21 protein-coding genes are annotated in these 25,087 nt (G+C 74.1%); 12 read left to right on the top strand and 9 right to left on the bottom strand.

The window, feature by feature from the left end; genetic code table 11:
• The 3 genes from LX83_RS26755 to LX83_RS26745 all read right to left on the bottom strand — a co-directional run bounded on the left by LX83_RS26755 (nucleotide 1) and on the right by LX83_RS26745 (nucleotide 2,717).
• Nucleotides 1-537, bottom strand: a complete 537-nt coding sequence (locus LX83_RS26755; protein ID WP_253776207.1) for a hypothetical protein — start codon at nucleotides 535-537, stop codon at nucleotides 1-3.
• A gap of 117 nt (nucleotides 538-654) precedes the next feature.
• A complete protein-coding gene (locus LX83_RS26750; protein ID WP_253776205.1) occupies nucleotides 655-1,506 on the bottom strand; it encodes an NAD-dependent epimerase/dehydratase family protein in 852 nt (283 codons plus the stop codon).
• A gap of 20 nt (nucleotides 1,507-1,526) precedes the next feature.
• Entirely contained in the window at nucleotides 1,527-2,717 is a 1,191-nt protein-coding gene (locus LX83_RS26745) for an MFS transporter (protein WP_253776203.1), read from the bottom strand.
• Nucleotides 2,718-2,833: 116 nt separating this feature from the next.
• On the opposite strand from LX83_RS26745, the gene pdxR reads away from it, so the two are divergent.
• The 7 genes from pdxR (at nucleotide 2,834) to LX83_RS26710 (ending at nucleotide 13,077) form a co-directional block, all read left to right on the top strand.
• Complete coding sequence (pdxR, locus tag LX83_RS26740) at nucleotides 2,834-4,285, top strand: MocR-like pyridoxine biosynthesis transcription factor PdxR (protein ID WP_253776201.1); 1,452 nt, start codon at nucleotides 2,834-2,836, stop codon at nucleotides 4,283-4,285.
• 1,083 nt (nucleotides 4,286-5,368) lie between these two features.
• Complete coding sequence (locus tag LX83_RS26735) at nucleotides 5,369-5,962, top strand: TetR/AcrR family transcriptional regulator (RefSeq protein WP_253776199.1); 594 nt, start codon at nucleotides 5,369-5,371, stop codon at nucleotides 5,960-5,962.
• Between the two features lie 317 nt (nucleotides 5,963-6,279).
• Nucleotides 6,280-10,248, top strand: coding sequence for an ATP-dependent RNA helicase HrpA (gene hrpA / locus LX83_RS26730; RefSeq protein ID WP_301328929.1), 3,969 nt, complete (start codon nucleotides 6,280-6,282; stop codon nucleotides 10,246-10,248).
• Between the two features lie 149 nt (nucleotides 10,249-10,397).
• Nucleotides 10,398-10,532 (top strand): lasso RiPP family leader peptide-containing protein, encoded by a 135-nt coding sequence (locus tag LX83_RS26725; protein ID WP_253776195.1) that lies wholly within the window; start codon nucleotides 10,398-10,400, stop codon nucleotides 10,530-10,532.
• Nucleotides 10,533-10,545: 13 nt separating this feature from the next.
• Nucleotides 10,546-12,390 (top strand): asparagine synthase-related protein, encoded by a 1,845-nt coding sequence (locus LX83_RS26720; protein ID WP_253776193.1) that lies wholly within the window; start codon nucleotides 10,546-10,548, stop codon nucleotides 12,388-12,390.
• Nucleotides 12,368-12,628 (top strand): lasso peptide biosynthesis PqqD family chaperone, encoded by a 261-nt coding sequence (locus tag LX83_RS26715; RefSeq protein WP_253776191.1) that lies wholly within the window; start codon nucleotides 12,368-12,370, stop codon nucleotides 12,626-12,628. The genes LX83_RS26720 and LX83_RS26715 overlap by 23 nt, the downstream gene beginning before the upstream one ends.
• Entirely contained in the window at nucleotides 12,625-13,077 is a 453-nt protein-coding gene (locus tag LX83_RS26710) for a lasso peptide biosynthesis B2 protein (protein ID WP_253776189.1), read from the top strand. The genes LX83_RS26715 and LX83_RS26710 overlap by 4 nt, the downstream gene beginning before the upstream one ends.
• Before the next feature lie 190 nt (nucleotides 13,078-13,267).
• Here the strand turns inward: LX83_RS26710 and LX83_RS26705 are convergent, their stop codons facing one another.
• Together LX83_RS26705 and LX83_RS26700 are read right to left on the bottom strand one after the other, a co-directional pair.
• Nucleotides 13,268-14,107: a TIGR02452 family protein gene (locus LX83_RS26705; protein WP_253776187.1), complete on the bottom strand. Its 840-nt coding sequence runs from the start codon at nucleotides 14,105-14,107 to the stop codon at nucleotides 13,268-13,270.
• Between the two features lie 184 nt (nucleotides 14,108-14,291).
• Nucleotides 14,292-14,894: a TetR/AcrR family transcriptional regulator gene (locus LX83_RS26700; RefSeq protein WP_253776185.1), complete on the bottom strand. Its 603-nt coding sequence runs from the start codon at nucleotides 14,892-14,894 to the stop codon at nucleotides 14,292-14,294.
• A 78-nt stretch (nucleotides 14,895-14,972) separates the two neighbouring features.
• On the opposite strand from LX83_RS26700, the gene LX83_RS26695 reads away from it, so the two are divergent.
• From LX83_RS26695 to LX83_RS26680, 4 genes are all read left to right on the top strand, one after another.
• Nucleotides 14,973-15,692, top strand: a complete 720-nt coding sequence (locus LX83_RS26695; RefSeq protein WP_253776183.1) for an SDR family oxidoreductase — start codon at nucleotides 14,973-14,975, stop codon at nucleotides 15,690-15,692.
• Between the two features lie 143 nt (nucleotides 15,693-15,835).
• Nucleotides 15,836-17,707, top strand: coding sequence for a Xaa-Pro dipeptidyl-peptidase (locus tag LX83_RS26690; RefSeq protein WP_253776272.1), 1,872 nt, complete (start codon nucleotides 15,836-15,838; stop codon nucleotides 17,705-17,707).
• 98 nt (nucleotides 17,708-17,805) lie between these two features.
• Entirely contained in the window at nucleotides 17,806-18,579 is a 774-nt protein-coding gene (locus LX83_RS26685) for a peptidoglycan DD-metalloendopeptidase family protein (protein WP_253776180.1), read from the top strand.
• A 356-nt stretch (nucleotides 18,580-18,935) separates the two neighbouring features.
• A complete protein-coding gene (locus LX83_RS26680) occupies nucleotides 18,936-20,021 on the top strand; it encodes a DUF4192 domain-containing protein (protein ID WP_253776179.1) in 1,086 nt (361 codons plus the stop codon).
• A gap of 205 nt (nucleotides 20,022-20,226) precedes the next feature.
• On the opposite strand, the gene galE is transcribed toward LX83_RS26680, so the two are convergent.
• The 3 genes from galE to LX83_RS26665 form a co-directional block, all read right to left on the bottom strand.
• Nucleotides 20,227-21,189: a UDP-glucose 4-epimerase GalE gene (gene galE, locus LX83_RS26675; RefSeq protein WP_253776178.1), complete on the bottom strand. Its 963-nt coding sequence runs from the start codon at nucleotides 21,187-21,189 to the stop codon at nucleotides 20,227-20,229.
• A gap of 91 nt (nucleotides 21,190-21,280) precedes the next feature.
• A complete protein-coding gene (locus LX83_RS26670; protein WP_253776177.1) occupies nucleotides 21,281-22,552 on the bottom strand; it encodes a galactokinase in 1,272 nt (423 codons plus the stop codon).
• Nucleotides 22,549-23,247 (bottom strand): metal-dependent transcriptional regulator, encoded by a 699-nt coding sequence (locus LX83_RS26665; RefSeq protein ID WP_253776176.1) that lies wholly within the window; start codon nucleotides 23,245-23,247, stop codon nucleotides 22,549-22,551. The genes LX83_RS26670 and LX83_RS26665 overlap by 4 nt, the downstream gene beginning before the upstream one ends.
• Nucleotides 23,248-23,390: 143 nt before the next feature.
• Here LX83_RS26665 and LX83_RS26660 point away from each other — a divergent pair, with 143 nt between their 5' ends.
• Nucleotides 23,391-24,368: a sulfurtransferase gene (locus LX83_RS26660; protein ID WP_253776175.1), complete on the top strand. Its 978-nt coding sequence runs from the start codon at nucleotides 23,391-23,393 to the stop codon at nucleotides 24,366-24,368.
• A gap of 80 nt (nucleotides 24,369-24,448) precedes the next feature.
• Here the strand turns inward: LX83_RS26660 and LX83_RS26655 are convergent, their stop codons facing one another.
• Nucleotides 24,449-25,078, bottom strand: a complete 630-nt coding sequence (locus tag LX83_RS26655; protein WP_253776174.1) for a DUF3558 family protein — start codon at nucleotides 25,076-25,078, stop codon at nucleotides 24,449-24,451.
• Nucleotides 25,079-25,087 lie beyond the last annotated feature (9 nt).

Below are 25,087 nucleotides of genomic sequence, written 5' to 3'. Positions count from 1 at the left end.
TCAGCGCCGCCCGCCCGGCCGCCCCGGGCCGGTGGTGGCTGTGCGGCGGCGGGGCCGCGAGATGTCGGCCCGGGACAGCGCGGGTCGGAGCAGCGCGTGGCGGGACAGCACCGGACGGGCCGAGGCCGGCCCGGCAGCCCGGCCGGTCCACCGCGCCGATGTCCTCGGCGGACGGGTGGAACCGGGCCCGGACCGCCGCGGTGTGCGGTCGCGCTCCACTGTGGACAAGGCGGGACCGAGGTGGCCCGGCCGGTTCCGGCCGGCGGTGCACCCGGGGCCGTGCGGTGCGGGCCGCTCGGCGCACCGGCGCACCCGCCTGCGTGGCCTCGGCCGTCCGAACACGTCCAAGCCACCGGCGACCAGGTCGCGGTACCACGCCCGGCCGGCGGCCAGGGCCTGGCCGCACCGCAGCCAGCACACCCGGCCGGCCAGCAGTGCGCGCGCCACGGCCCAGCCGGCCAGGGCCAGCAGTCCCGAGACGACGTGGGCGGGCCGGCGAGCCATCTCGCCCCGGTCCGAAATCTGGAGGTCTGCCATGCGGGCAGTCAACCGGCCACCACCGACAGAAATCGGTCCCCGAGGCGTCGGCCAGTCATTTCTTCACCCGATCCAGTGACGTCCGGGTTGCTCGGCCGACCGGTTCCCGCCGGCGCGCTACCGCCGCAGAGCCGGGAAACCCGTGCGCCACGAGGGAAATCTCGGCTGCCAGCCGCGGGACCTGGCCAGCGCGTTGTCCGCGCCCCGCTGCCAGGGGGCCCGGTCGGACGTGGGCTCCGGCGCGGGCGCGTCCAGCGCGTCGGCCAGCACCGGCACCCACTCCCGCGCCGGCGCCGGCTCGTCGTCCACGACGTTGACCGGGCCGCTCGGCCAGTCCAGCGCCAGCAGGGTGGCCTCGGCCGCGTCCGCGACGTGCACGAACGAGGTGACGCCGGCGTCGGCGGCGAGTTCACCGGCGGCGAGCTGCCCGGCGGTCCGCCCACCCGGCGCGTACCACGTGCCAGGCCCGTAGAACATGCCGTAGCGCAGGATCACGTGGGTGTCGATCTCGGTGACGATGTCCTCCAGCGCCTGGACGCCGGCGACGGTCTGCGCCCTCGGCGGCGGCGCGGTGACGTCCAGCGGGGTGCGCTCGTCAGCGGGCGTGGTACCGGGCTGGTAGGCCCAGGCGATCGACTGGGCGACGATGCGCCGCACGCCCGCCTCGTGCGCCGCGTCCACCAGGTTGCGGGTGCCCTCCCGGCGGATGCGCGCGTTGTCGGCCAGGTTGCCCCCGGACAGCGCGGTGAGCTGGTGGACGACCACGTCCGGGCCGGCGGCGGTGACCGCGCGCCGCACGCCGTCCGGGTCGAACACGTCGACCAGCGCCCCGTGGGCGCCCTGGTCGCGCAGCCAGGCCAGCCCGGCCTGGCCGCGTGAGGTGCCGGTGACCTGGTGGCCGGCCGCGACGAGCAGTGGAACCAGGAATCGGCCGATGGCACCGGTGGCTCCGGCAACGAAGACGCGCATGTGCTGAGTGTCCTTGTCGGTCAGTGGGTTGTCGTGTGGTGGTGGGTGGGGACGGCCGTCGGGCCGGGGACGCGGTCGGTCAGCCACAGCGCCGCGGCGCACACCGCGAGCAGCGCGCCGGCCGCGCACACCCCGAGCCAGCCGGCCCGGTCGTAGAGCGGCACGGCCAGGCCGGAACCGGCCGTTCCGCCGCAGAAGTAGGCGCTCATGTACGCCGTGGTGACCCGGGACCGGACCGAGGCGGGGTAGCCGTAGATCGCGGCCTGGTTGAGCACGTGCACGCCCTGCACGCCCACGTCCAGCAGCAGGATCCCGGCCAGCAGCGCGACCAGCAGGTGGCCGCCGGCACCGGTCAACGCCCAGGCCAGCCCGGTGGCCAGCAGCAGCGCCGCGGTCGCCGGCCGGGCCAGTCCCCGGTCCTGGAGCCGGCCGATCGGCTGCGCGGCCAGCGCCCCGGCCGCGCCGGCCAGGCCGAACAGCCCGATCACCGCGGTCGGGTAGGCGTGCGGCGGTGCGGACAGCAGGAACGGCAGCGCCGTCCAGAACAGGTGGAAGGCGGCGAAGCACAGCGCGCCGCTGACCATCCGCCGGCGCAGGAACGGCTCGGTGCGCACCAGGCCGACGGTGGAGGTGAGCAGCCGGGCATAACTCGTGCCGGGGCTGGCCGGCGGGTTGGGCAGGCACAGCCGCAGTGCCACGGCGAGCCCGGCCACGGCCACCGCGGCGCACGCGTACACCGACCGCCACCCGGCGAGCTGGGCGAGCGCACCGGACACGGTGCGGGCCAGCAGCACGCCCAGCAGCAGTCCGGTCATCAGGGCACCGACCACCCGGCCGCGCTGGTGCTGCCCGGCTAGGGCCGCAGCCAGCGAGATCAGCACGCTGATCGTCGACCCGGTCATGCCGACCACGGCGAGCGCGGCCCACAGCGGCCCCGGACCGGTGGCCAGCGCGGTCGCGGCCAGGGCCAGCACGTTGATCCCGAGCAGGACCGTGATCAGCGCCCGGTTGGCGAGCAGGTCGCCGAGCGGGACCAGCAGCACCAGACCGGCCGCGTAGCCGAACTGGGGCACGGTCGTGCTCAGCCCGGCCAGCCCCTCGGGGAGCTGGAAGTCGGCCGCGATGGTGGGCAGCAGGGGCTGGGCGTAGTAGGTGTTGGCCACGATCACCCCGCAGGCCACGGCCAACAGCAGGACCAATGCCCGAGACATGGTTGTTCGCGCTGGTGGGAGGGGTGTTCGCGGGTCGGCTCGCTGGGGCACGGGGCCAGGCTAGGCACTGATTGGGCCAGTGGGATGAGCCAATGTCGACCGCATAGATTGAGCCAATGTCGTTCTCGGCTCGACCACCAGCGCCCGACCTCCCGTCGCCGGGGCGGCCGGACGCGTCCGGCCTCGACCTGTTGGTCGAGATCCCGCCCCGGGGGTCGCGCCGGGCCGCGCTGGAGGACGCGGTGCGCACCGCGATCCGGCAGGGGCGCCTGCCCAGCGGCACCCGGCTGCCGGCCACCCGCGACCTGGCCGAGCAACTCGGCCTGTCCCGGGGCACGGTGGCGCAGGCGTACGAGCAGCTGACCGCCGAGGGCTGGCTGGTGGCCAGGACCGGGTCGGGTACCCGGGTGGCCGAGGGGGTGGTCCGGGCAGAGCCGGTGGGCCGGTCCAGTGGCCGCGCGGCCGACTGGACACCACGGCACGACCTGGGCCCCGGCCGGCCGGACGTGTCCACCTTCCCCCGTGCGCTGTGGGCCAGGGCGGTGGCGCGGGCCCTGCGGGAGGCGCCGAACGAGGCGTTCGACTACGGCGATCCGCGCGGCCGGCCGGAACTGCGCACCGAGCTGGCCGGCTACCTGGGCCGGGTCCGGGGTGTCCGGGTCGATCCGGCGCACCTGCTGATCTGCTCCGGCTACACCCAGGCGCTGTGGCTGCTCAGCACGGTGTTCGCGGCGCGGGGCGCCAGGGTGGTCGGGGTGGAGAACCCGGCCGCCACCGACCACGTCGCCGTGCTGGCCGCCCGGCTGACCGTGGCGGACGTGGCCGTGGACGGCGCGGGCCCTCGGATCGACGACCTGGTGGCGGCCGGCGCCGACGTGGCCGTGTGCACCCCGGCGCACCAGTTCCCGCTGGGCGTGAGCATGTCGCCGGTGCGCCGCGCCGCGCTGCTGGCGTGGGCCCGCGACCAGCGGGGCTGGGTGATCGAGGACGACTACGACGGCGAGTTCCGCTACGACCGGCGGCCGATCGGCGCGCTCCAGGCCCGCCACCCCGCCCGGGTCGTGTACGCGGGCTCGACCAGCAAGTCGCTGGGGCCGGCGGTGCGGCTGGGCTGGATCGCCTGCCCACCGGCCCTGCTCGAACCGCTGGTCGAGGCCAAGCGGCTGGCCGACCGGCAGACCAGCACCCTCGACCAGCTCGCCCTGGCCCACCTGATCGCCTCGGGCGGCTACGACCGGCACCTGCGCGCGGTGCGCCGCCACTACCGGCGCCGCCGCGACGAGCTGGTCGCCGCCGTGGCCGCCGGCCTGCCGCAGGCCCGGGTGCTTGGCATCGCCGCGGGCCTGCACGCCATCCTCGAACTGCCCGCGCACTGGCCGCCCGAGCGCGAGGTGCTGGCCGCGCTGCGCGGCGCCTCGATCGGCCTGCGCGCACTCGGCGACTACCTGCGGAACACGCCGGCGCCGACGCCGTCCCGGCTGGTGGTCGGGTATGCGACACCGCCGCAGCACGCCTACGCCCCGGCCGTGGCGGCACTGGTGCGCGCGCTGCGGGCGCTGGAGCCGTGAGCCGGCGCCGCCCCCCGTTGCCGCCCGTTGCCGTCGTCGCCCTCGCCGTTGCCGTTACCGCCCCCTCGCCGTTGCCGCACCCGCTCTGCGTCAGCCGGCGCAACCGGTTCCACCAGCGGATTCAACGAACCCTCATCGTTTGCCCACGATCGGCGGATCACGATGAGACCCGGCAACCGGAGGCCAGTGCGGCCCCCGCCGAGCGGTCCGGTGACCGGTGGGGGAGGAAGGGGAGAACAACGGTGGTGGACGTGGCCAGCAGTGCGCGCACGTGGACGGGAACCGCGTCGGTGAGGGCGGCCGGGGCGGTGGGGCGGAGTAAACAGCCCGCGCTCGCCGGGCGGTTCTGCTGAGCGGACCGACGGCGGACGTTCGACACTGGGCAGTGGGGCGGCGGTTGGGGGGCGGCGGTTGGGGCGGGTGCTGGACGAGGCGGCGCGGCCGGGTCTGGGCTTCGAGGGGTGTCCAGAACCGGTCACCCCACGGTGACCGCCGGCGGGTCCGGCGGTGGTGCGACCGGCGGGCCCACCCCCACCGCGGCACCAGCTCCGGCCCGTGCGACTCCTGGGGCCGGGCGCCCAGCCCCCACCTGCTGTGCCGGCTCAGGCTGCGCGGCCGGTGTCGGCGGTGTGGTTTCGCCGGCCCCTGGGGCAGTCCCCCGCCCACCCGGGGGCGGCCCCAGGTCGAGCCTATCCACCGCACCTCGCGAAACCCAGGGGCCTGCGGCAGCCTGTGGACAACTCGCTGCCCCTGTGGACAACTGGTTGCGCGAACGCCTGTCGTGTGCTCGAACCGGGGCCGGCTGATCGGGTGGCCCTGGCCGGGCGGCTCGCCCGCTCGGTTCAACCGCACGGTTCAACTGCGCCGTTCGACCGCGCCGTTCGACCGCGCGGCTTGGCCGGGTGCCTGACCAGGTGACGTCACCGGGTGGCTGGTCGTGTGCTCGATCGGGTGGCTGGTCGGGGGGCTCGACCGGGTGGCTGGTCGGGGGCTCGACCGGGTCGCGCCGCCCGCTCCCGCGCGGGTCGCCGTGGCCGCGCACGCCCCGGGCCCGCACCCCGGCGCTCGGTAGAGTCCACCGCCATGGAGGAGGCTGCCACGCCGCGGCTGACCCGTTCGCAACGGCGGCGGCGGACCGAGGAGCGCATCCTCGCCCGAGCGCGGGAGCTGTTCGCCGAGTCGGGCTACGAGCGCACCACGATCCGGGCGGTCGCGGCGCGGGCCGGGGTCGATCCCGCGCTGGTCATGCAGTACTTCGGCGCCAAGGATGAGCTGTTCCGGCGGGCTGTGGCGGTGTCGACCGAGGAGGTCGCCGACGGCGGGCCGGAGCGGCTGGTGGAGCGGCTGCTGGCGGCGGTCGGGGTGAAGCTGGGCGAGCAGCCGCCCTCGTCGCTGGCGCTGCTGCGCTCCATGCTCACCCACCCGGAGGCGACCGAGCACGTCCGCACGAGCATCTCCGGGCAGCTGGCGCACATCCAGGCGACCATCCCGGGCGAGGACGCCGAGCTGCGCGCCGCACTGATCGTGGCCACCCTGTTCGGTGTCACCCTCGGCCGGCACCTGCTGGACCTGGACGCCCTGCGGGACGTGCCGCCGGAGCGGATCGCCGCGCTGCTGCGGCCCGCGTTCACCGCGCTGGCCGAGGGCCAGGCCACCAGCGACGCCACCGGCCGCTGAACCGGCCCGCCGAACAGGCTCCGGCCGGACCGGAAAACAAGTTGCCCGCCGACCGGACCTGGGTCATCCTGCGTCGGGCAACGCGGCCGGTCGCCGGGGGTGTCCACCGATGGCTCGCGCTGTCCGGCCCGGTGTGTCCCGGCCGGCCGAGGGGGCGGGTGACGCCGGTCATGCCCGCGCTGCCGCTCGCTCGCCCCGGCGAAAGGTAGGATTGTCGACAATGCCGTTGTCGTCGCACCTGTGCTCGTTGCGGCACCTCCCCGTGGAGTCCGTCAGCGCCTCGACCGTCAACGCCTCGCACCTTTCCGGCTACGCCTATGGGAATGCCGCCTGTGAAATCCTCCCTCGCTGACCTGCGGGAACGTCTGTCTCAGGTGATGCTGCGCGATGAGCGCCGGCTGGCCAGGCGGCTGGACGGCCTGCGCCGCCACCGCGGCGACGGCCAGCCCGACCCGGCCGTGCTCGACCAGATCGCCGCCGAGATCACCGCCGCGGAGCAGCGCGTGCACCAGCGCCGCTCCGCCGTGCCGAAGATCAGCTACCCGCCGGCCCTGCCGGTCAGCCAGCGGCGGGACGAGATCCTCGCCGCGGTCCGGGACAACCAGGTGGTGATCGTGGCCGGGGAGACCGGCTCGGGCAAGACCACCCAGCTGCCCAAGATCTGCCTGGAGCTGGGGCGGGGCATCCGGGGGCTGATCGGGCACACCCAGCCGCGCCGGCTGGCCGCGCGGACCGTGGCCGAGCGCATCGCCGAGGAGTCGGCCACCCAGCTGGGCGGGGCCATCGGCTACAAGGTGCGGTTCACCGACCAGGCCAGCGACCACACCCTGGTCAAGCTGATGACCGACGGCATCCTGCTGGCCGAGATCCAGCAGGACCGGATGCTGCGCCAGTACGACACGCTGATCATCGACGAGGCGCACGAGCGCAGCCTGAACATCGACTTCATCCTCGGCTACCTCAAGCAGCTGCTGCCCCGCCGGCCCGACCTGAAGGTGATCATCACCTCGGCGACCATCGACCCGCAGCGCTTCTCCCGGCACTTCGACGACGCCCCGGTGATCGAGGTCTCCGGCCGCACCTACCCGGTGGAGGTCCGCTACCGCCCGATCGTCGACCCGGACGACCCCGAGGCCGACCCCGACCGCGACCAGACCCAGGCGATCTGCGACGCGGTGACCGAGCTGTGCGCCGAGGGGCCCGGCGACATCCTGGTGTTCCTCAGCGGTGAGCGGGAGATCCGGGACACCGCCGAGGTGCTGGGCAAGATGGAGCTGCGCAACACCGAGGTGGTGCCGCTGTACGCGCGGCTGTCCGCCGGTGAGCAGCACCGGGTGTTCCAGCCGCACACCGGCCGGCGCATCGTGCTGGCCACCAACGTGGCCGAGACCTCGCTGACCGTGCCGGGCATCAAGTACGTGATCGACCCGGGCACCGCGCGCATCTCCCGCTACAGCCACCGCACCAAGGTGCAGCGGCTGCCCATCGAGCCGATCTCCCAGGCCTCGGCCAACCAGCGCAAGGGCCGCTGCGGCCGGGTGTCCGAGGGCATCTGCGTGCGGCTGTACTCCGAGGCGGACTTCCTCAGCCGGTCGGAGTTCACCGACGCGGAGATCCTGCGCACCAACCTCGCCTCGGTGATCCTGCAGATGAACGCCCTCGGCCTGGGCGAGATCGCCGAGTTCCCGTTCATCGACCCGCCGGACAAGCGCAACATCAGCGACGGCGTGCAGCTGCTGCAGGAGCTGGGCGCGCTCGACCCGACCCAGCCCGACCCGCGCAAGCGGCTCACCCCGGTCGGCCGCAAGCTCGCCCAGCTGCCGGTGGACCCGAGGCTGGCCCGGATGGTGCTGGAGGCCGAGCAGAACGGGTGCGTGCGCGAGGTCATGGTGATCGCCGCCGCACTGTCCATTCAGGACCCGCGCGAGCGGCCGGCCGAGGCGGCGCAGGCGGCACAGGAGAAGCACGCGCGCTTCGCCGACAAGGACTCCGACTTCACCGCCTTCCTCAACCTCTGGCAGTACCTGCGGGAGCAGCAGAAGGAGCTGTCCTCCAACCGGTTCCGCAAGCTGTGCCGGGCGGAGTTCCTGAACTACCTGCGGGTGCGCGAGTGGCAGGACATCTACAGCCAGCTGCGCCAGGTCGTGAAGAGCCTCGGCGTGTCCGTGAACGACCTGCCGGCCGACGCCGCGCGGGTGCACCGGTCGCTGCTGGCCGGGCTGTTGTCGCACATCGGGCTCAAGGACCCCCAGAAGAACGAGTACCTGGGCGCGCGCAACGCCAGGTTCGCCATCTTCCCCGGGTCGAGCCTGTTCAAGAAGCAGCCGCGCTGGGTGGTCGCGGCCGAGCTGGTGGAGACCTCCCGGCTGTGGGCCCGGGTGGTCGCCCGGATCGAACCGGAGTGGATCGAGGCGCTGGCCGGCCACCTGGTCCGGCGCAGCTACAGCGAACCGCACTGGGAAGCCAACCGCGGCGCGGTCATGGCGATGGAGAAGGTCACCCTCTACGGGGTGCCGATCGTGACCGCCCGCCGGGTCAACTACGGCCGCATCGACCCTGAGCTGTCCCGCGAGCTGTTCATCAGGCACGCCCTGGTGCAGGGGGAGTGGCGCACCCACCACAAGTTCTTCGCCGCCAACCGGGAGCTGCTGGCCGAGGTGGCGGACCTGGAAGAGCGGGCGCGGCGACGCGACATCATGGTCGACGACCAGACCCTGTTCGACTTCTACGACCAGCGGGTCGGCGCCGAGGTGGTGTCCGCGAGGCACTTCGACACCTGGTGGAAGCGCACCAGGGCCAGCCAGCCGGACCTGCTCACCTTCGACTGGGCCATGCTGGTCAACGACCAGGCCGGCGGGGTCAGCGCGGGCGACTACCCGGACCAGTGGCGCTCGCAGAGCGTGGGCGCGGACAGCGGCGGCAACACCGTGGGCGCGGCCGCCGCCCGGGCCGGGGCCCAGCTGGGCCTGTCCTACCGGTTCGAGCCGGGCACCCGGACCGACGGTGTGACCGTGCACATCCCGCTGCCGGTGCTCAACCGGGTGGACGCCGACGAGTTCAGCTGGCAGGTGCCCGGCCTGCGCCGGGAACTGGTGACCGCGCTGATCAAGTCGCTGCCCAAGCCGCTGCGCCGCAACTTCGTGCCGGTGCCCGACTGCGTGGAGGCGGCGCTGCGCCGGATGACCCCGGGCGAGGGCAACCTGCTCGACGCGCTGGAGCGGGCGCTGCGCGAGATCAGCGGGGTGAGCGTGCCCAGGGACGCCTGGCAGCTGGACCGGGTGCCCGAGCACCTGCGGATCACCTTCCGCGTGGTCGACGAGCGGAACCAGACCCTGGCCGAGGACAAGGACCTGGCCGCGGTCAAGGCGCGGCTGCGCCAGCAGCTGCGTGCCGAGCTGGCCCAGTCCGCCGACGACCTCACCCAGCAGGGGCTGCGCACCTGGAGCATCGGCACGCTGCCCCGCACCCACCAGCGGGAGCGCACCGGCTTCGTGGTGACCGCCTACCCGGCGCTGGTCGACGAGGGTGACAGCGTGGCCGTGCGCATGTTCGAGACCGAACACGAGCAGCGGCGCGCCATGTGGCCGGGGACCCGGCGGCTGCTGCTGCTGACCGTGCCGTCGCCGATCAAGGCGGTGGTGCGGCAGCTGGGCAACGAGGCCAAGCTGGCGTTGAGCCACAACCCGCACGGGAGCGTGCCCGAGCTGCTGGACGACTGCGTGGCCGCGGCCGTGGACAAGCTGATCGCCGACGCGGGCGGGCCGGCCTGGGACGAGGCCGGGTTCACCGCGCTGCAGCAGCGGGTGCGCGCCGGACTGCCCGGCACGGCGGCGGCCGTGGTCGACCAGGTGCGGCGCATCCTGGCCGCGGCCAGGGACGCCGACGTCAAGCTGGCCGACGTGGCCCGCTACGCGCTGCCGGCCAGCGTGGCCGACATCAAGGCGCAGCTGGCCGGCCTGGTCCACCGGGGCTTTGTCACCGCCACCGGCTGGCAGCGGCTGCCCGACGTGCTGCGCTACGTGCGGGCGGTGAACCAGCGGCTGGACAAGCTGCTGGACAACCCGGCGCGCGACCGGGAGCAGACGGCCCGCATCGAGTCGGTGGCCCAGGAGTACCAGCAGCTGCTGGACAGCCTGCCGCCGGCCCGCCGCGCCGAGCCGGCGGTGACCCGGGTCCGCTGGATGATCGAGGAGCTGCGGGTCAGCTTCTTCGCCCAGGGGCTGGGCACCGCCTACCCCATCTCGGAGAAGCGCGTGTTCAAGGCCATGGACGAGATCAGCGGCTGACCCCGGCCTGCGGCGACCCGCCGGTCGGTTCACCTGACCGGTGGGTTTCGTCGCCTACGGTGCCCGGCCCCGGTTGCCGCCCCGCACCCGCCGACGGATCGTGCTTGGCGTAGTCACTCGACTACGCACCATGATCACGGGAGGTCGCCGTGGACGAGCAGACACTGCCGGAGGTCTACGAGCCCCCAGCGCTGCTGGCGGTTGGTGAGTTCACCGAGGACACCCTCGGTGGCATCGGGTTCTTCTACGACAACTCGTTCTTCACGTTCTCCGGCGGAAGCTGACGAGGGCCGCCAGATGGGCGTCCTGACACCGGGATGGGTGGTCCTGCCCGACACCCCGGACCGGCATCGCCTGGGGGCGCGGTTGCCGTTCGCCTGGCCACAGGTGGTGCCGCACCCGTCGGGACGCCCCTGGCTGGTCGGCCACTGGGCACCCGAGGAACTCACCCTGGCCTCGGCCGGGCCGGTGCGGGTGGCGGTGATCGGCTCCGGGCCGGTCACCAGCGCCTGGTTGACCAGGCTGATCGACACCGCGCGGACCGTGGCCGACCTGGACGCGGTCGCCGAGGTGCTGCCCGGCAGCGCCCACCTGGTCGCCGCGGTGGGCGACCAGATCAGGGTGCAGGGCAGCCTGACCGGGCTGCGCCGGGTGTTCCACACCGAGATCGACGGCACGGCCGTGGCCGGCGACCGGGCCGACACACTGGCCCAGCTGACCGGTGCCGGCGTGGACGAGCAGGCGCTGGCCGTGCGGGTGACCTGCGGGTTGGCCCCGCCACCGCTGAGCGAGTTCAGCCTGTGGCGGGGCGTGCGGGCCCTGCCGCCCGACTGCTACCTGCGGCTGGGCCCGACCGGACCGGCCAGCCAGGTGCGCTGGTGGGAGCCGCCCGAACCGGAGCTGACGCTGGCGGAGGGCGCCGGCCGGCTGCGCGAGGCACTGGCCTCGGCCGTGGCGCTGCGCGGGCCGCACCGGGGGCGGCTGGGCAGCGACCTGTCCGGCGGCATGGACTCCACCTCGCTGTGCTGCCTGGCCGCCCGCGCCACCCCCGACCTGGTCACCGTGCGCTGGGCCGAGGCCGAGGCCGGCAACGACGACGCGGTGCACGCCGAGGCCGCCCGGCACGCCCTGACCATGGCCGAGCACCTGGTGCTGGCCCAGCACGAGATCCCCGAGGTGTTCGCCGGACCGCACGTGGCCGCCGACACCGAGGCGCCGGTCGCGTTCGCCCGCACCCTGGCCCGGCACCGGCACACCGCCCGCGCGCTGGCCGCCACCGGGGTCCGCCGGCACCTGGCCGGGCACGGCGGTGACGAGCTGTTCTCCGCGCTGCCCGGCTACCTGCACCGGCTGCTGCGCACCCGGCCGCTCACCGCACTGCACCACCTGCGCGGCTACCACGCGCTGTACCGCTGGTCGCCGCTGGGCACGCTGGCCGGGCTGAGCCGGGTGCCCGACCTGCCGACCTGGTGGCAGATCCAGGCCGACCAGCTGACCGCACCACCGCCAGCGCGGCGCACCCCGCCGCTGCGCTGGGGCCTGCCGCTGCGCGCGCCCGACTGGGTCAGCCCGGCGGCGGTGGACGCCACCAGGCAGGCGCTGCTGGCCGTCGCCGAGACCGCCGAGCCGCTGGCCGAGGACATCGGCCAGCACCAGACCCTGGCCGTGCTGCGCGCCACCGGCACGGCCTACCGCCAGCTGGTGGGCTGGTACGCCAGGGCGGGCGTGCGCCTGGAACTGCCCTTTGTGGACGATCGGGTGGTGGAGACGGTGCTGGCCGTGCGCCAGCACGAGCGCACCACGCCGTGGCGCTACAAGCCGCTGCTGGCCGAGGCCATGCACGGCACCGTGCCGGATCTGGTGCTGTGCCGGACCACCAAGGGGGAGTTCGGCGAGGACGTGCGGATCGGGCTGCGCCGCCACCTGCCGGCCGTCCTGGAGCTGTTCGCCGACTCCGCGCTGGCCGGCCTCGGCCTGATCGACCCGGACCGGCTGCGGGAGCGGTTGCACGAGCCGCAGGCCGACAACACCACGGTGATCGCCATGGAGAACCTGCTCGGCTGCGAGACCTGGCTGCGTGCCGCCGCCGACGTGGCGCCCGTGGCGGAGGGGAGGACAGATGAACCTGCGGTTGCGTCCTGACGTGGCCAGCACCGACACCCCGGACGGCACGGTCCTGCTGGACCAGCGCACCGGCCGCTACTGGCAGCTCAACCGGACCGGCGCGCACGTGCTGCGCCAACTGGTGGCCGGGCACGACGTCGACGGCATCGCCGCGCGGCTGTCCGCCCGCTACGGACTGGACGTGGGGCAGGTCCGGCGGGACGTGTTCGACGTGGCTGACCGCCTGTGCGCGGCCGGGCTCGCGGAGGTGGCATGAGCATCCCCGTCGCACTGGACGAGCGGCCCCGGCTGCCCGTGCACCAGCGGGCGCTGCCACTGGCCGCGGTGGCCGCGGCGCGCGTGCTGGCCGGACTCCGGCCGGTGCGGCTGCGCGCGGTGCTGGAGTGGGTCCGCCGCGGCGCCGTGCCCGCCACGGTCGAGCAGGCCGCCGCCGCCCGGCGGGCGGTGGTCGCGGTCAGCCTGCGCTGCGCCGGGCAGAGCTGCCTGCAGCGCTCCATCGCCGCGGCGCTGTGCTGCCGCGCCCGGGGCTGCTGGCCGACCTGGAGCACGGGTGTGCGCACCAACCCGTTCGCCGCGCACGCGTGGATCGAGGTGGACGGCCAGCCGGTGGGGGAGCCGCATCCCGCCGACCACTACCGGCGCCTGGTCACGGTGCCGCCGCTGGCCGCGCCCAGGCCGCGGCCGGGGGCCGGCGAACCCGGCTGAACCGGCGCGCCGGCTGTCCACAGAGGACTGATGGGGGACTGGCCGCGTGACGGCGGGGTGGTGCCGTCACGCGGCCAGTCGGCCGCCGCGGCGAGGTGCGCCCGGTGCGGGGTTGCCCAGAACGGGGGTTGCCCGGGGCGAGGTGTCCGGAGCGAGGTGTCCGGGGTGGGGCGATCGGGGGTACCCGCGCTCACCCGGTGCTGGGGAAGGTCCGGTGGAACGCGGTCAGCGCCGGCCGGCCCGGAGCCTGGTCGAACACGGCGAACACCACGTGCGCGAACCTGCCGGCGAACTGGCCCCCGGGCAGCAGCAGGTCCGCGAAGATCCGGGCGACCTGGCGCGGATCGTTGCCGAACACCCCGCAGCCCCACGCGCCGAGCACCAGTCGGCGGTGCCCGTGCGCGTGCGCGACCGCCAACACCTTGGCGGCGCGTTCACTGAGCACCCTGGGCAGCTCGGCGCGCTGCTCGGGCAGCCGGATCGCCGAGGCGTTGGGTGCCGGGGAGGTGAGGAAGGCCAGCCGGTACGGCTCGGCGAGCAGCTCGCCGCTCTCGTCGCGGAACACCGGAACCGAGGGCGAGTAGATGATCCGGTGGCTGTACAGCGGGTCCCGCTGGGCGCGGTGGAACTCGTAGTACTCGGGCACCGACTCCAGGCAGGCCACCAGGCCCGAGCACCGCGCCAGGCTCTCCTCCTGGGCGTGCGCGCCGGTGCGGTAGCCGCCGCCCGGCTTCTTGGCCGAGGCGAAGTTGAGGCAGGCCACCGGGTCGGTGTCGTCCCGGATCAACCGACGGCCGGCCTGGAGCGTGGACTCGGCCGTCACCTCGATGTGCGTGGCTCCGTTCGAGATCGGTTGGGTGGACCGGAGCAGGTTGCTGAGTTCCTCGGGCAGGTACAGGCGGGTCCCGCGCACCGCCTTGGACAGCGCCGGGGTCAGGTCGACCCGTGCACCGCTCGGCGCGGTGTACTGTCTCTCCCGTAAGATCCGGTCGGTCTGTTCGGCGGTCGCGGTACGCTGTTGACGATTCATCGACACGCCTTCCAGCATCACTCCGCCGTGCCAGCAGTCCAACCTGTTTGGTTGTGGAAAACGTCGAACCCCAGCAGGTTCAGCCGTTCAGCGGAGCGCGGCGCGGCAACACCGGCGGCCCGTTCCGGCGCATCCAGCCCAACGTTCACCCGGGTTCACCCGCGTGCCGGCAGGGCGCCCCGGATCAGCCGGGCCGCTCGTCCGGGCCGAGCAGCCGAACCAGGGCGGCCACCAGTTCGCCCACCAGGGCGTCGTCCACGGGCGCGTGCCGGTGCAGCAGCCGGTACCACATGACGCCGAACACCATGTCCACGGCCAGTGTCAGGCTCACCCTCGGCACCAGCTGGCCCCGGTCGACGCCGCGCCGCAGCACCTCGTGCAGGGCCTGGCGGCGCGGGCCGATCATGGTCGCCTGGAGCCGCTCGGACAGGTCCGGGTCGTGCTGGGCCTCGGCCAGCAGGCCGACGAGGGCCGGCGCGGTGGTCTCGCGCAGGGTGGCGAAGGTGATCCGGAGCAGCGTCTCGACGTCGGTGAGGGCGTCCCCGGTGTCCTCGGGGGGCACGTGCCGGGCGGCGAAGTCGCGCAGCGCCTCCAGCAGCACCTCGGACTTGGCCGACCACCACCGGTAGATGGTCTGCCGCCCCACGCCGGCCGCGTCCGCGATGCCCTTCAGGGTGACCTGGGGATAGCCGTCCCGACGGCACAGGGCCAGGGCGGCGTCCAGCACCGCGCGCCTGGCGTCCTCGCTGCGCGGCCGACCCCGACCGGCTCGTTGCTCACCACTCATGCCGCCACTTTACAAGACACGGTGTCTCGAATAGGCTCCTATTTGCGAGACAGAGTGACTTGAAATTGGAGTGGGAACGTGAGTGATCGAGTGGTCATCGTGGGCGGCACCTCCGGCATCGGCCTGGCCACCGCACGACGACTGATCGACGACGGCCACCAGGTGGTCGTCACCGGACGCGACCAGGGCCGCCTGCACGACGCCCTGGCCACCCTGGGCGAGGGCGCCACCGGTGAGGTGGTGGACGCACGCGACGCCGAGGCCAGTCGGGAGATGTTCGCCCGGCTCGGCTCCATCGACCACCTGGTGGTGGCCGCCACCGGCAGCCGGGGCATGGGCGCGCTGCGCGACCTCGACCTGGCCGAGGTGCGCGCCGCCGTCGAGGACAAGCTGCTGGCCCACCTGACCACCGCGCAGGCCGCACTGGGCGCGCTGCGCGCCGACGGGTCCATCACCTTCGTCACCGCGATCACGGCCGAGGCGGCCATGCCGGGCACCGCCGGGATCGGCGCGGTCAACGGCGCGGTGGCCACCGCGGTGCCGACGCTGGCCGTGGAACTGGCCCCGATGCGGGTCAACGCGGTCTCCCCCGGGGTGGTGGACACCCCGTGGTGGGACTTCCTGGACGCCGAGGCCCGGCAGGCCAGCTTCAGCGCCATGGCCGCGACCACCCCGGTGGGCCGGGTGGGCCGCCCCGAGGACGTGGCCGGAGCCATCGCCTTCCTGGTCGGCAACTCCTTCGTCACCGGCGTGGTGCTGCCGGTGGACGGCGGGGTGCGGCTGCGCGCGGCGGGCTGAGGCGCGCCGACCGGTCCGCTTTCCATCCACAGTGGACTGGTCATGTCTTGACACGTCACCGAGGTCCCGGAAGGCTCCTGCACGGCCATTGCACTCCGCCGCACACTCGTAGAGGGGTGTCCGTGAGGGTTTCGGGCGTTGTGATGCTGTTGTCCGCGGTGGTCGCCGGACCGCTGGCCGTGCCGTCCCCGGCGCTCGCCGCGCTCGCGGCGCCGACCAGCGGACCGGTGTTCGCCGACGGCGAGGCGCAGCCGGTCTTCGATCCCACCGACGTGGTGCGGGAGAGCCTGTTCGTCACCGCGCCGGTGGACAGCGACGCGGACGGGCGCTCCGACCAGGTGCACGTGGAGGTGGTGCGGCCGGCCGCCACCCGGCACGGCCTGCGGGTGCCCGTGGTCTACCAGGTCAGCCCGTACTACGCCGGCGGCAACGAGGTGGCCAACCACGACGTCGACGTGGAGCTGCACGTGCCGGGCCAGCGCGGTCCCGGTCGGCCGGCCGGGCGGCCCGCCGGCGCCGTGCTCGACCCGGCCGGTGACGAGCGGGTGAGCGCCGCGCTGGGGTACCCCGACCGGGTCGGCCCCCAGGCCGGACCCGACGCCGCGCCCATCACCTCCCGCTACGACCAGTACCTGCTGTCCCGGGGCTACGCCCTGGTGTTCGCCGAGTCCCTGGGCAGTGGCCAGTCCACCGGGTGCCCGACCTCGGGCGGGCGCAACGAGACCCTGGGCGCGCGCTCGGTGGTGGACTGGCTCAACGGCCGGGCCGTGGCGCACGACGCCCAGGGCGGGGTGGTCAGCGCCAGCTGGGCCACGGGCCGGGTCGGCATGATCGGGGTGTCCTACAACGGCACGCTGCCCAACGCCGTGGCCGCCACCGGCGTGCCCGGCCTGGAGGCGATCGTGCCGATCGCGGCGATCTCCAGCTGGTACGACTACTACCGGGCCGGCGGCGCGGTGGTGGCCCCCGGCGGCTACCAGGGCGAGGACACCGACGTGCTCGCCGAGTACGTCTACACCCGCGCCGACCGGCAGGTCTGCCGGCCGGTGATCGACCGGATCAGCCGCGAGCAGGACCGCCTCACCGGCGACTACTCGGCCTTCTGGGCCGAACGCGACTACCTGCGCGACGTGGACCGGGTGCGCGCCGCGGTGCTGGCCGTGCACGGCCTCAACGACTGGAACGTCAAGACCGGGCAGGTCGCGCAGTGGTACGCGGCACTGCGCCAGCACGGCGTCCCGCACAAGCTCTGGCTGCACCAGTACGGCCACACCGACCCGATCTCGCTGCGCCGGGACGAGTGGCTGCGCACGCTCAACCGGTGGTTCACCCGCTACCTCTACCAGGTGGCCAACGGCGTGGAGGCCGAGCCGAGGGCGACCCTGCAGCGCGAGGACCTGAGCTGGGTGGACGAGCCGGAGTGGCCGGCCCCCGGCACGCAGGACGTCCGGCTGTTCCCGTGGCCGGGCGGCACCGGCCGGGGTGCGCTGACCGCGGGGGCCGCCGTGCCCGGCGCGCCGACCGTGGAGCGGCTGGCCGACGACGCCACCCAGACCGTGGAGCAGTTGCTCGACGCGGCCAGCTCCGGCAACCGGCTGCGCTACGCCACCGGGCCGGCCAGCACGCCGCTGCGGCTGAGCGGCACGGCCAGGGCCGAGCTGCGCGTGGCCTTCGACCGGCCCGCGGCCAACATGACCGCGCTGCTGGTCGACCGGGCTCCGGACGGCACCAGCGCGATCATCAGCCGTGGCTGGGCCGACCCGCAGAACCGGCGGGACCTCGACCGGACCGACCCGGTCCAGCCCGGCCAGCCCTACCGGTTGGACGTGACGCTGCAGCCCAAGGACTACGTGCTCGCGGTGGGGCACCGGCTGGAGTTCGTGCTGGCCTCCAGCGACCACGACTACACGCTGCGCCCGAGGCCGGGCACCGGGCTGGCCGTGGACCTGACCGACACCAGCCTGGTGTTCCCGGCCGTCGGCGGCAGCAGGGCGGTTCACGCGGCCTTCGGCTGATGGTTGGTGATTTCTTCACCATATCTTTGTATGGAAAATATTCCCCTTCTGTACGCCACCGTGGTCAGATCTGTGCACCTAGAGCGATGGAGGTGCACATGACCCGTTCCCGGAGGGTGGCGGCGCTGGGAGCGACCCTGCTCGCCCCGGTGATGAGTCTCGCCCTGTGGCAGGGTGAGGCGGCGGCCGCGCCCAACTTCCAGCTGCCGTTCCCGTGTGGACAGACCTGGGAGGGGCAGACCAGGACCAACCACAGCCCGGCCAACGCCGTGGACTTCAACCGCGCCAACGACGAGGGCGACCCCGTGGTGGCCGCGGCGGCCGGCACGGTGAGCCGGGTGGCCAACGAGGGCAGCACCAGCTACGGCAGGTGGATCGAGATCGACCACGGCAGCGGCTGGACCACCCGGTACGCGCACCTGTCCGTGCAGAGCGTGTCCGTGGGCCAGACCGTCAGCCAGGGCCAGCAGATCGGCAACGTCGGCAACACCGGGGGCTCCACCGGTGCGCACCTGCACTTCGAGGAGCGCTCCGGCGGCACCGCCGTCAAGATCACCTTCGGTGGCTCGCAGATCCTCTACTGGGGCAGCCGCAACTACACCAGCCAGAACAAGTGCGGCAACGGCGTCGGCGGCACCGTGCAGACCGACAGCGGCGCGGCCGTGACCGTGCGCTCCGGCCCGGGCACCAGCTACTCCGCCGTGGGGTCGGTGGCCAGCGGCACCGCCGTGACCATCAGCTGCCAGGTCAAGGGCGAGACCGTGACCGGCAAGTACGGCACCACCGCCCTGTGGGACAAGATCGGCACCGGCTACATCTCCGACGCCTACGTCTACACCGGCGCGGACGGCCAGGTCGCGCCCACCTGCTGACCCGTGGTCAGGGGCAACCGCTGACCTCCGGTCAGTACCAAAGGCTGACCTCCGGTCAGGGCCAGAAAACGCCACCAGCCCGTCGGGTCCACCGTCCCCCGACCAGTCGACCCGGTGCGCTGACGTGGTGTTCCGAGGGGTGTTCCCGCCGGTGATTCCCCCTGCCGGCCGGGGACGCCCCTGCCGGCGTTCCCGGTGCCGGGACCGTCCACTGGGGACGCGCAGGATACCGGCTCACGGAGTGGTGCCGACGAAGTTCACCCGATCGAGAAGCCAGTTGTGCACAGGGCTCCAGGTTGTCCACAGTGGAGCGGTTACGAGTTTCCCTCAGCGCGCGGCCGGCCGATCGTTAGGGCATGAACGCGCCATCGAAGTCCCGCATCCGGCTCCGCGACCCGGGTGAGCTGATCGCCGCCGTGCCACACCTGCTCGGCTTCCACCCCACCGACTCCGTCGTGCTGATCGCCACCAAGGGCGGCACCTCGGCCACCAAGATCGCCATGACGTTGCGGATGGACCTGCCAGGGCCGCAACACCGGGAGGCCATTCCCGACCAGCTCGTCCTGCCGCTGCACCAGCAGCGGGCCAGGGCCGCCGCCGTGCTGGTGGTCGGCGGCGGGCAGCCGCGATCCGCCCTGGACCTGCCGCACCGCCAGCTCGTGCACACCCTCGACGGCCTGCTGTGCGCGGCCGACATCGCGGTGATCCACGCGCTGTGGGTCAGCCGGATCGCCGCCGACGCCGCCTGGCACTGCTACGACGACCAGCACTGCCACGGCACCGTGCCCGATCCCGGCTGCACGGTGCTGGCCGCCACCAGCGCCGCCGCCGGCCTGATCACCTTCGGCAGCCGGGCGGAGCTGGCCGCCCAGCTCGCGCCGGCCGCCCCGGACGTGCTCGCCCGGCGGTCGGCGCGGCTGGCCGTCGCGGTCGAGGCAGCCGAGGCCGAGCGGGCCAGAGCCGGTCCGACGCGGGCCCGCCGCGACCTCGTGGCCGTGCGCGAGGTGCTGGCCCGCTGGGCGCACGGCGAGACCGCGCTCACCGACGACGACGTGGTGCGGTTGGCCGTCGCCCTCACCGACGCCCGGGTGCGGGACGCCTGCCTGGCCAGCTGCGCCGGGGACCAGGCCGAGGTGGCCGAGCGGCTGTGGACCGCGCTGGCCAGGGCCACACCACCGCCCGAGCGCGCCGAACCAGCCACGCTGCTGGCGTTCTGCGCCTACCTGCGCGGTGAGGGGTCACTGGCCTCGGTGGCACTGGAACAGGCCGACCTGGCCCACCCGGGGCATCGGCTGGCCGGCCTGCTGCGCGCGGCCCTGGACACCGGGCTGCCCCCGGACCGACTGGCCACGCTCGTCGCGGACGCGGCCACCGACGCCGCGCACCTGCTCGGCCCGGAACACCCACCCGGACCACCACGAGCGGAGGACAACCATGCCTGACCACCAGCACGTCACCCGGCACACCACACGCACCCGACGCGGGCCAGGGGCTGGCCGGGCCGTCCGGCACGGACCCGTCCGCCACCGATCCACACACCGGTGGCGGCGGCGGTGGGGACCTGGTGGGCGACCGGTCCGGCGGGGACGGGAGCACCGGCGCGCTCCCCGCCCCGCCGCGACCGGCCAGACAGCACCGGGGGCGGGCTCAGCCCTGGTGGCGCTCCCGGGTGAAGCGCCAGGCGTCGGCCACGATGGTCTCCAGGCTGGCGCGCTCCGGCTTCCAGCCCAGCTGGACGCGGGCCTGCTCGCTGGAGGCGATCAGCACCGCCGGGTCGCCGGCGCGGCGCGGGGCCACGGCCGCGGGGATCGGGTGGCCGGTCACCGCGCGGCAGGTGTCGATCACCTGCCGCACCGAGAAGCCGGTGCCGTTGCCGAGGTTGTAGATCTGGTGCTCACCGGGCTTGGCGTGGTCCAGGGCCAGCAGGTGGGCGTCGGCCAGGTCGGTGACGTGGATGTAGTCGCGCACGCACGTGCCGTCCTCGGTGGGCCAGTCCTCGCCGTAGATCTGCACCTGCTCCCGCTGGCCCAGCGCGACCTGCAGCACGAGCGGGATGAGGTGCGTCTCGGTGGCGTGCCGCTCACCGAACCGGCCGTGCGCGCCGGCCACGTTGAAGTAGCGCAGGCTCACCGCGGCCAGCCCGTGCGCCGCGGCGTAGGAGGTGATCGCGTAGTCGATGGCCAGCTTGGTGGCGCCGTAGGTGTTGGTCGGCTGGGTGGCCGCGGTCTCCGGGATCGGCACCACGTCCGGCTCGCCGTAGGTGGCCGCGGTCGAGGAGAAGACCAACCGGGGGGTGCCGTGCTCGCGCATGGCGTCCAGCAGTCGAACGGAGGTGATCACGTTGCCGTGCCAGTACTTGGCCGGGTCCTGCATGGACTCGCCCACCAGTGACTTGGCCGCGAAGTGCAGCACCCCGTCGAAGCCCTCGCCCAGCAGCGAGCCGGCCACGTCGGCGAGGTCACCCTCGACGAACCGGCAACCGTCGGGAACCGCGTCCGCGTGGCCGGTGGACAGGTCGTCCACCACGACGACCTCGTGCCCGGCCTCCACCAGCCTGGCGGCGCACACGCTGCCGACGTATCCCGCACCGCCCGTCACGAGCAGCTTCACCGCGTACCTCGTCTTTCCGTGGAAGGGGTTGTTGGCCAGCCGCCCCGCCCGCCGGCCCACCGGCCGGACAGGAGGGGTTGTGCCGGCGAGACTACTGATCCCGCCCGGCACCGGCCGACGGCACCGCCGTGAACAGCCGCGGCGTGGCCAGCGACCGCTCGGCGAAGGCCGTGAGCACCGCCCGCTCCACGGATTCCCGCTCGTCGGAGCGCACCAGCGCGATCGCCGAGCCGCCGAAGCCACCGCCGATCATCCGGGCGCCCAGGGCACCCGCGGCCAGCGCGGCGTCCACGGCGACGTCCAGCTCCAGACAGGAGATGCGGTAGTCGTCGCGCAGGCTCACGTGCGAGGCCGTCAGCACCGGCCCGACCTCGGCCAGCTGCTTGTCCCGCAGCAGCGCCACAGTGGACAGCACCCGGTCGTTCTCGGTGACCACGTGCCGGACCAGGGGCCGCAGCTGTTCGGGCAGCCGCGCCAGGGCGTCGGTCAGCCCGGCCGACTCGACCTCGCGCAGCGACGGCACGCCCAGCAGTTCGGCGGCGCGCTCACAGCCCCGCCGCCGCTCGCCGTAGCCGGACTCGCTGTGCGAGTGGTTCGCCCGGGTGTCGATGACCAGCACGTCCAGTCCGGACGCGGCCGCGTCGAAGGCCACCTGCTCGGTCTCGAACGACCGCACGTCCAGGAACAGCGCGTGCGCCTCGACGCAGCACAGCGACGCGGTCTGGTCCAACAGGCCGGTCGGGGCACCGACGAAGTCGTTCTCGCTGCGCTGCACCCACCGGGCGATCTCCTGCCGGCTGGGCACTGCGCTGGTGGGTGCTGTGCTGGTGGGTGCTGTGCTGGTGGGTGTCGGGCTGGCCGGCACCGTGCTGGTGGGTGTCGGGTGGCTGGCCGCGTCCTCGGCCGGGTCGACCTCGATGCCGGCCAGCCCGAGCAGGGCCAGCGCGACCGCGCACTCCAGGGCGTGCGACGAGGACAGGCCCGCGCCCGTGGGCACGTCACCGGCGATCACCAGGTCGGCGCCACCGGCCAGCAGCCCCTGGTCCCGCAGCACCCAGGCCACGCCGGCCACGTACGCGGCCCACCCGGTGACCCGCCCTGGCTCCAGGTCGGCCACGGCCACCGGGGCGGCGTGCTGGAGGGCGCCGTCCGAGCCGAGCGTGGCCGCGACCAGCTGCCCGTCACCGCGCGGGGCCGCGGCCACCGCGGTGCGGTGGGGCAGGGCGAACGGCAGCACGAAGCCGTTGTTGTAGTCGGTGTGCTCGCCGATCAGGTTGACCCGGCCGGGAGCCGACCACACGCCCACCGGGGGACGCCCGTGCACCTCGGCGAAGGTCGTCGCCGCGCGCTCAGCCGGCCTCACCGGGGCAGCACCATGACGGCGTGGGCCACGGACAGGTCCAGTTCGGCGGTGTTGTCGTTGCCGGAGACCTGCACGGTGCGCACGGCAGGGGCCTGGGGCAGCACCCGCACGGTGGCGCCGGGGACCACGTTGGCCTCCTTCAGGTCGGCCATCAGCTCCGGGTCGAGCTGGACGTGCTCGGCGATGCGGCGCACCTCGACCTCGCCGCCGCCGCGCCGGGCCACCTCGTCCACCCGCACCAGGCCGGGCTCCACCGGCGGCGCCGGCTTGCCGCCGTTGCCCAACCGGTCCAGACCGGGGATGGGGTTGCCGTACGGGGAGGTGGTGGGGTTGTTGAGCAGCTTGACGAGCTTGCGCTCGACCGCCTCGCTCATCACGTGCTCCCACCGGCACGCCTCGCTGTGCACGTGCTCCCACTCCAGGCCGATCACGTCCACCAGCAGCCGCTCGGCCAGGCGGTGCTTGCGCATCACCGCGATCGCCAGGTCCCGCCCCTGCGAGGTCAGCTGGAGGTGCCGGTCCTCGGCGACCATCACCAACCCGTCCCGCTCCATCCGGCCCACCGTCTGACTGACCGTCGGGCCGCTCTGGCCCAGCCGCTCCGCGATGCGGGCGCGCAGCGGCACAACACCCTCTTCTTCCAGTTCGAAGATGGTCTTGAGGTACATCTCAGTGGTGTCGATGAGGTCGTTCACACCGTTCCCCTTCGTCAGTGTTAATGCTAGTCGCTTCGAGTGAGGCGGTTCCGACCGCTCGTCGCCGCGCTCGGTCCGCTCCGCGCTGGCCGGTCCCGCCTGGACACCGCCACGCGCGGGCGCGGACCAGGCAGGATGGTGCGGTGCAGTCACTGAGCAGTCACCCTCTGGTCAGCACCGCGGTGCTCGCCGAGGCACTCGAAGGCCCCAACCCACCGGTCGTCCTCGACGTCCGCTGGCGGCTGGGCGGTCCCCCTGGGCGCAACGACTACCAGCAGGCCCATCTTCCCGGTGCGGTGTTCGTGGACCTGGACCGGGAACTGGCCGGGCCGCCGGGACCGGCCGGCCGCCACCCGCTGCCCGACGCCGAGGACCTCCAGCGGGTGCTGCGTGCCGCCGGGGTGCGCGCCGGCCACCCGGTCGTGGCCTACGACGACGGGGACGGGTCGGTGGCGGCTCGGGTCTGGTGGCTGCTGCGCTGGGGCGGCCACCGGCAGGTGGCCGTGCTCGACGGCGGGTACGCCGCGTGGGTCGGCCAGGGCCGACCGGTCACCGACCGGGTGCCCGACCCGGTGCCCGGCGACATCGTGCTGCGGCCCGGCGCCATGCCGGTGCTGGACGCCGACCAGGCGGCCGGCCTGGCCCGGAACGGCGTGCTGCTCGACGCCAGGGCGCCGCAGCGCTACCGGGGCGAGGTCGAGCCGGTCGACCCCCGGGCCGGGCACATCCCGGGCGCGGTCAACGCCCCGGCCGCCGGCAACGTGGGCGCGGACGGCCACTGGCTGAGCCCGGCGCGGCTGCGGGACCGGTTCACCGAACTGGGCGTCCCTGAGCAGGGTGTCGCTGGGCAGGACGTCGCTGAGCAGGGGGGCGTTGGGCTGGACGTCGCTGGGAGCGGGGCGACCCGCCCCGCCGTGGGCGCCTACTGCGGGTCGGGGGTCACCGCCTCGTCCGTGGTGCTCGCCCTGGAGGTCGCCGGACTGACCACCGCCGAGCACCCGGCCGCCCTGTACGCGGGTTCCTGGTCGAACTGGAGCGCCGACCCCGACCGCCCCGCCGCCACCGGCCCGGAACCCGACGGCGACCAGGAACCCGACGGCGACCCGACCCGGGGCTGCTGACACCGGGGGTCCCTGACTCCAGCGGGTCGGACGCCGGGAGGCGGGGTGGGGCCAGCCCGCCCACCCCGCCTCCCGCCACCTCAGGCGTTGGGCAGCTTGGCGAACACCGCCTCGGCCAGCTTCCGCGCGCCCTCGCACGCGTCACCGCCGCCGGAGATGACCGCCACGCCCGCGTCGAGCGTGTTGATGAAGGCCTTGGGGTCGTCGGTGAGCATGACGTGCAGGTCGCAGGCGCCGTCCTCGTCCACCACCTGGTAGGCGGTGTTGCCGCCGACCGTGGTCTGCTCGCCCTTGGCCTTGGTCTCGTCGTCCAGCACCGTCACGATCAGGCTGACCACCTGGTACGGGTCCTTGGTCTGCAGGATGCAGAACCCCGAGCCGGCGGGGTCGTTGGTGAACGTGCCGCCCACGACGCGCTGCAACTCGTCCTTGCTCAGCAGGGTGCAGACCTCGTAGCCGTCGGTGGCCTTGCGGGTCGCCATGGTGACATCACCGGTCGACCCGCCGGGTGTGCTGCCCGAGCTGGGCCTGGTCGACGCGCTGGACCCGGTGGACGGGCGGGTGCCGGAGGACTTCTCGCTGCTGCTGTCCGAGGACCCTGCCGCCGCCCCGGCGACCGGAGTGCCCGCGACCTGCTGTGCGCAGCCGGCAACACCAACGGAGAACGCGGCGACAGCCAGCGCGGCCACGAGTCGTCGGGAGGAGTACATACCGCTTTG

Origin of the sequence: Goodfellowiella coeruleoviolacea, from assembly GCF_024171785.1 — a bacterium.
Classification (GTDB): domain Bacteria; phylum Actinomycetota; class Actinomycetes; order Mycobacteriales; family Pseudonocardiaceae; genus Goodfellowiella; species Goodfellowiella coeruleoviolacea.
Note: the sequence above shows the minus strand (reverse complement) of the source record. Positions and strands in the feature narration are given on the sequence as shown.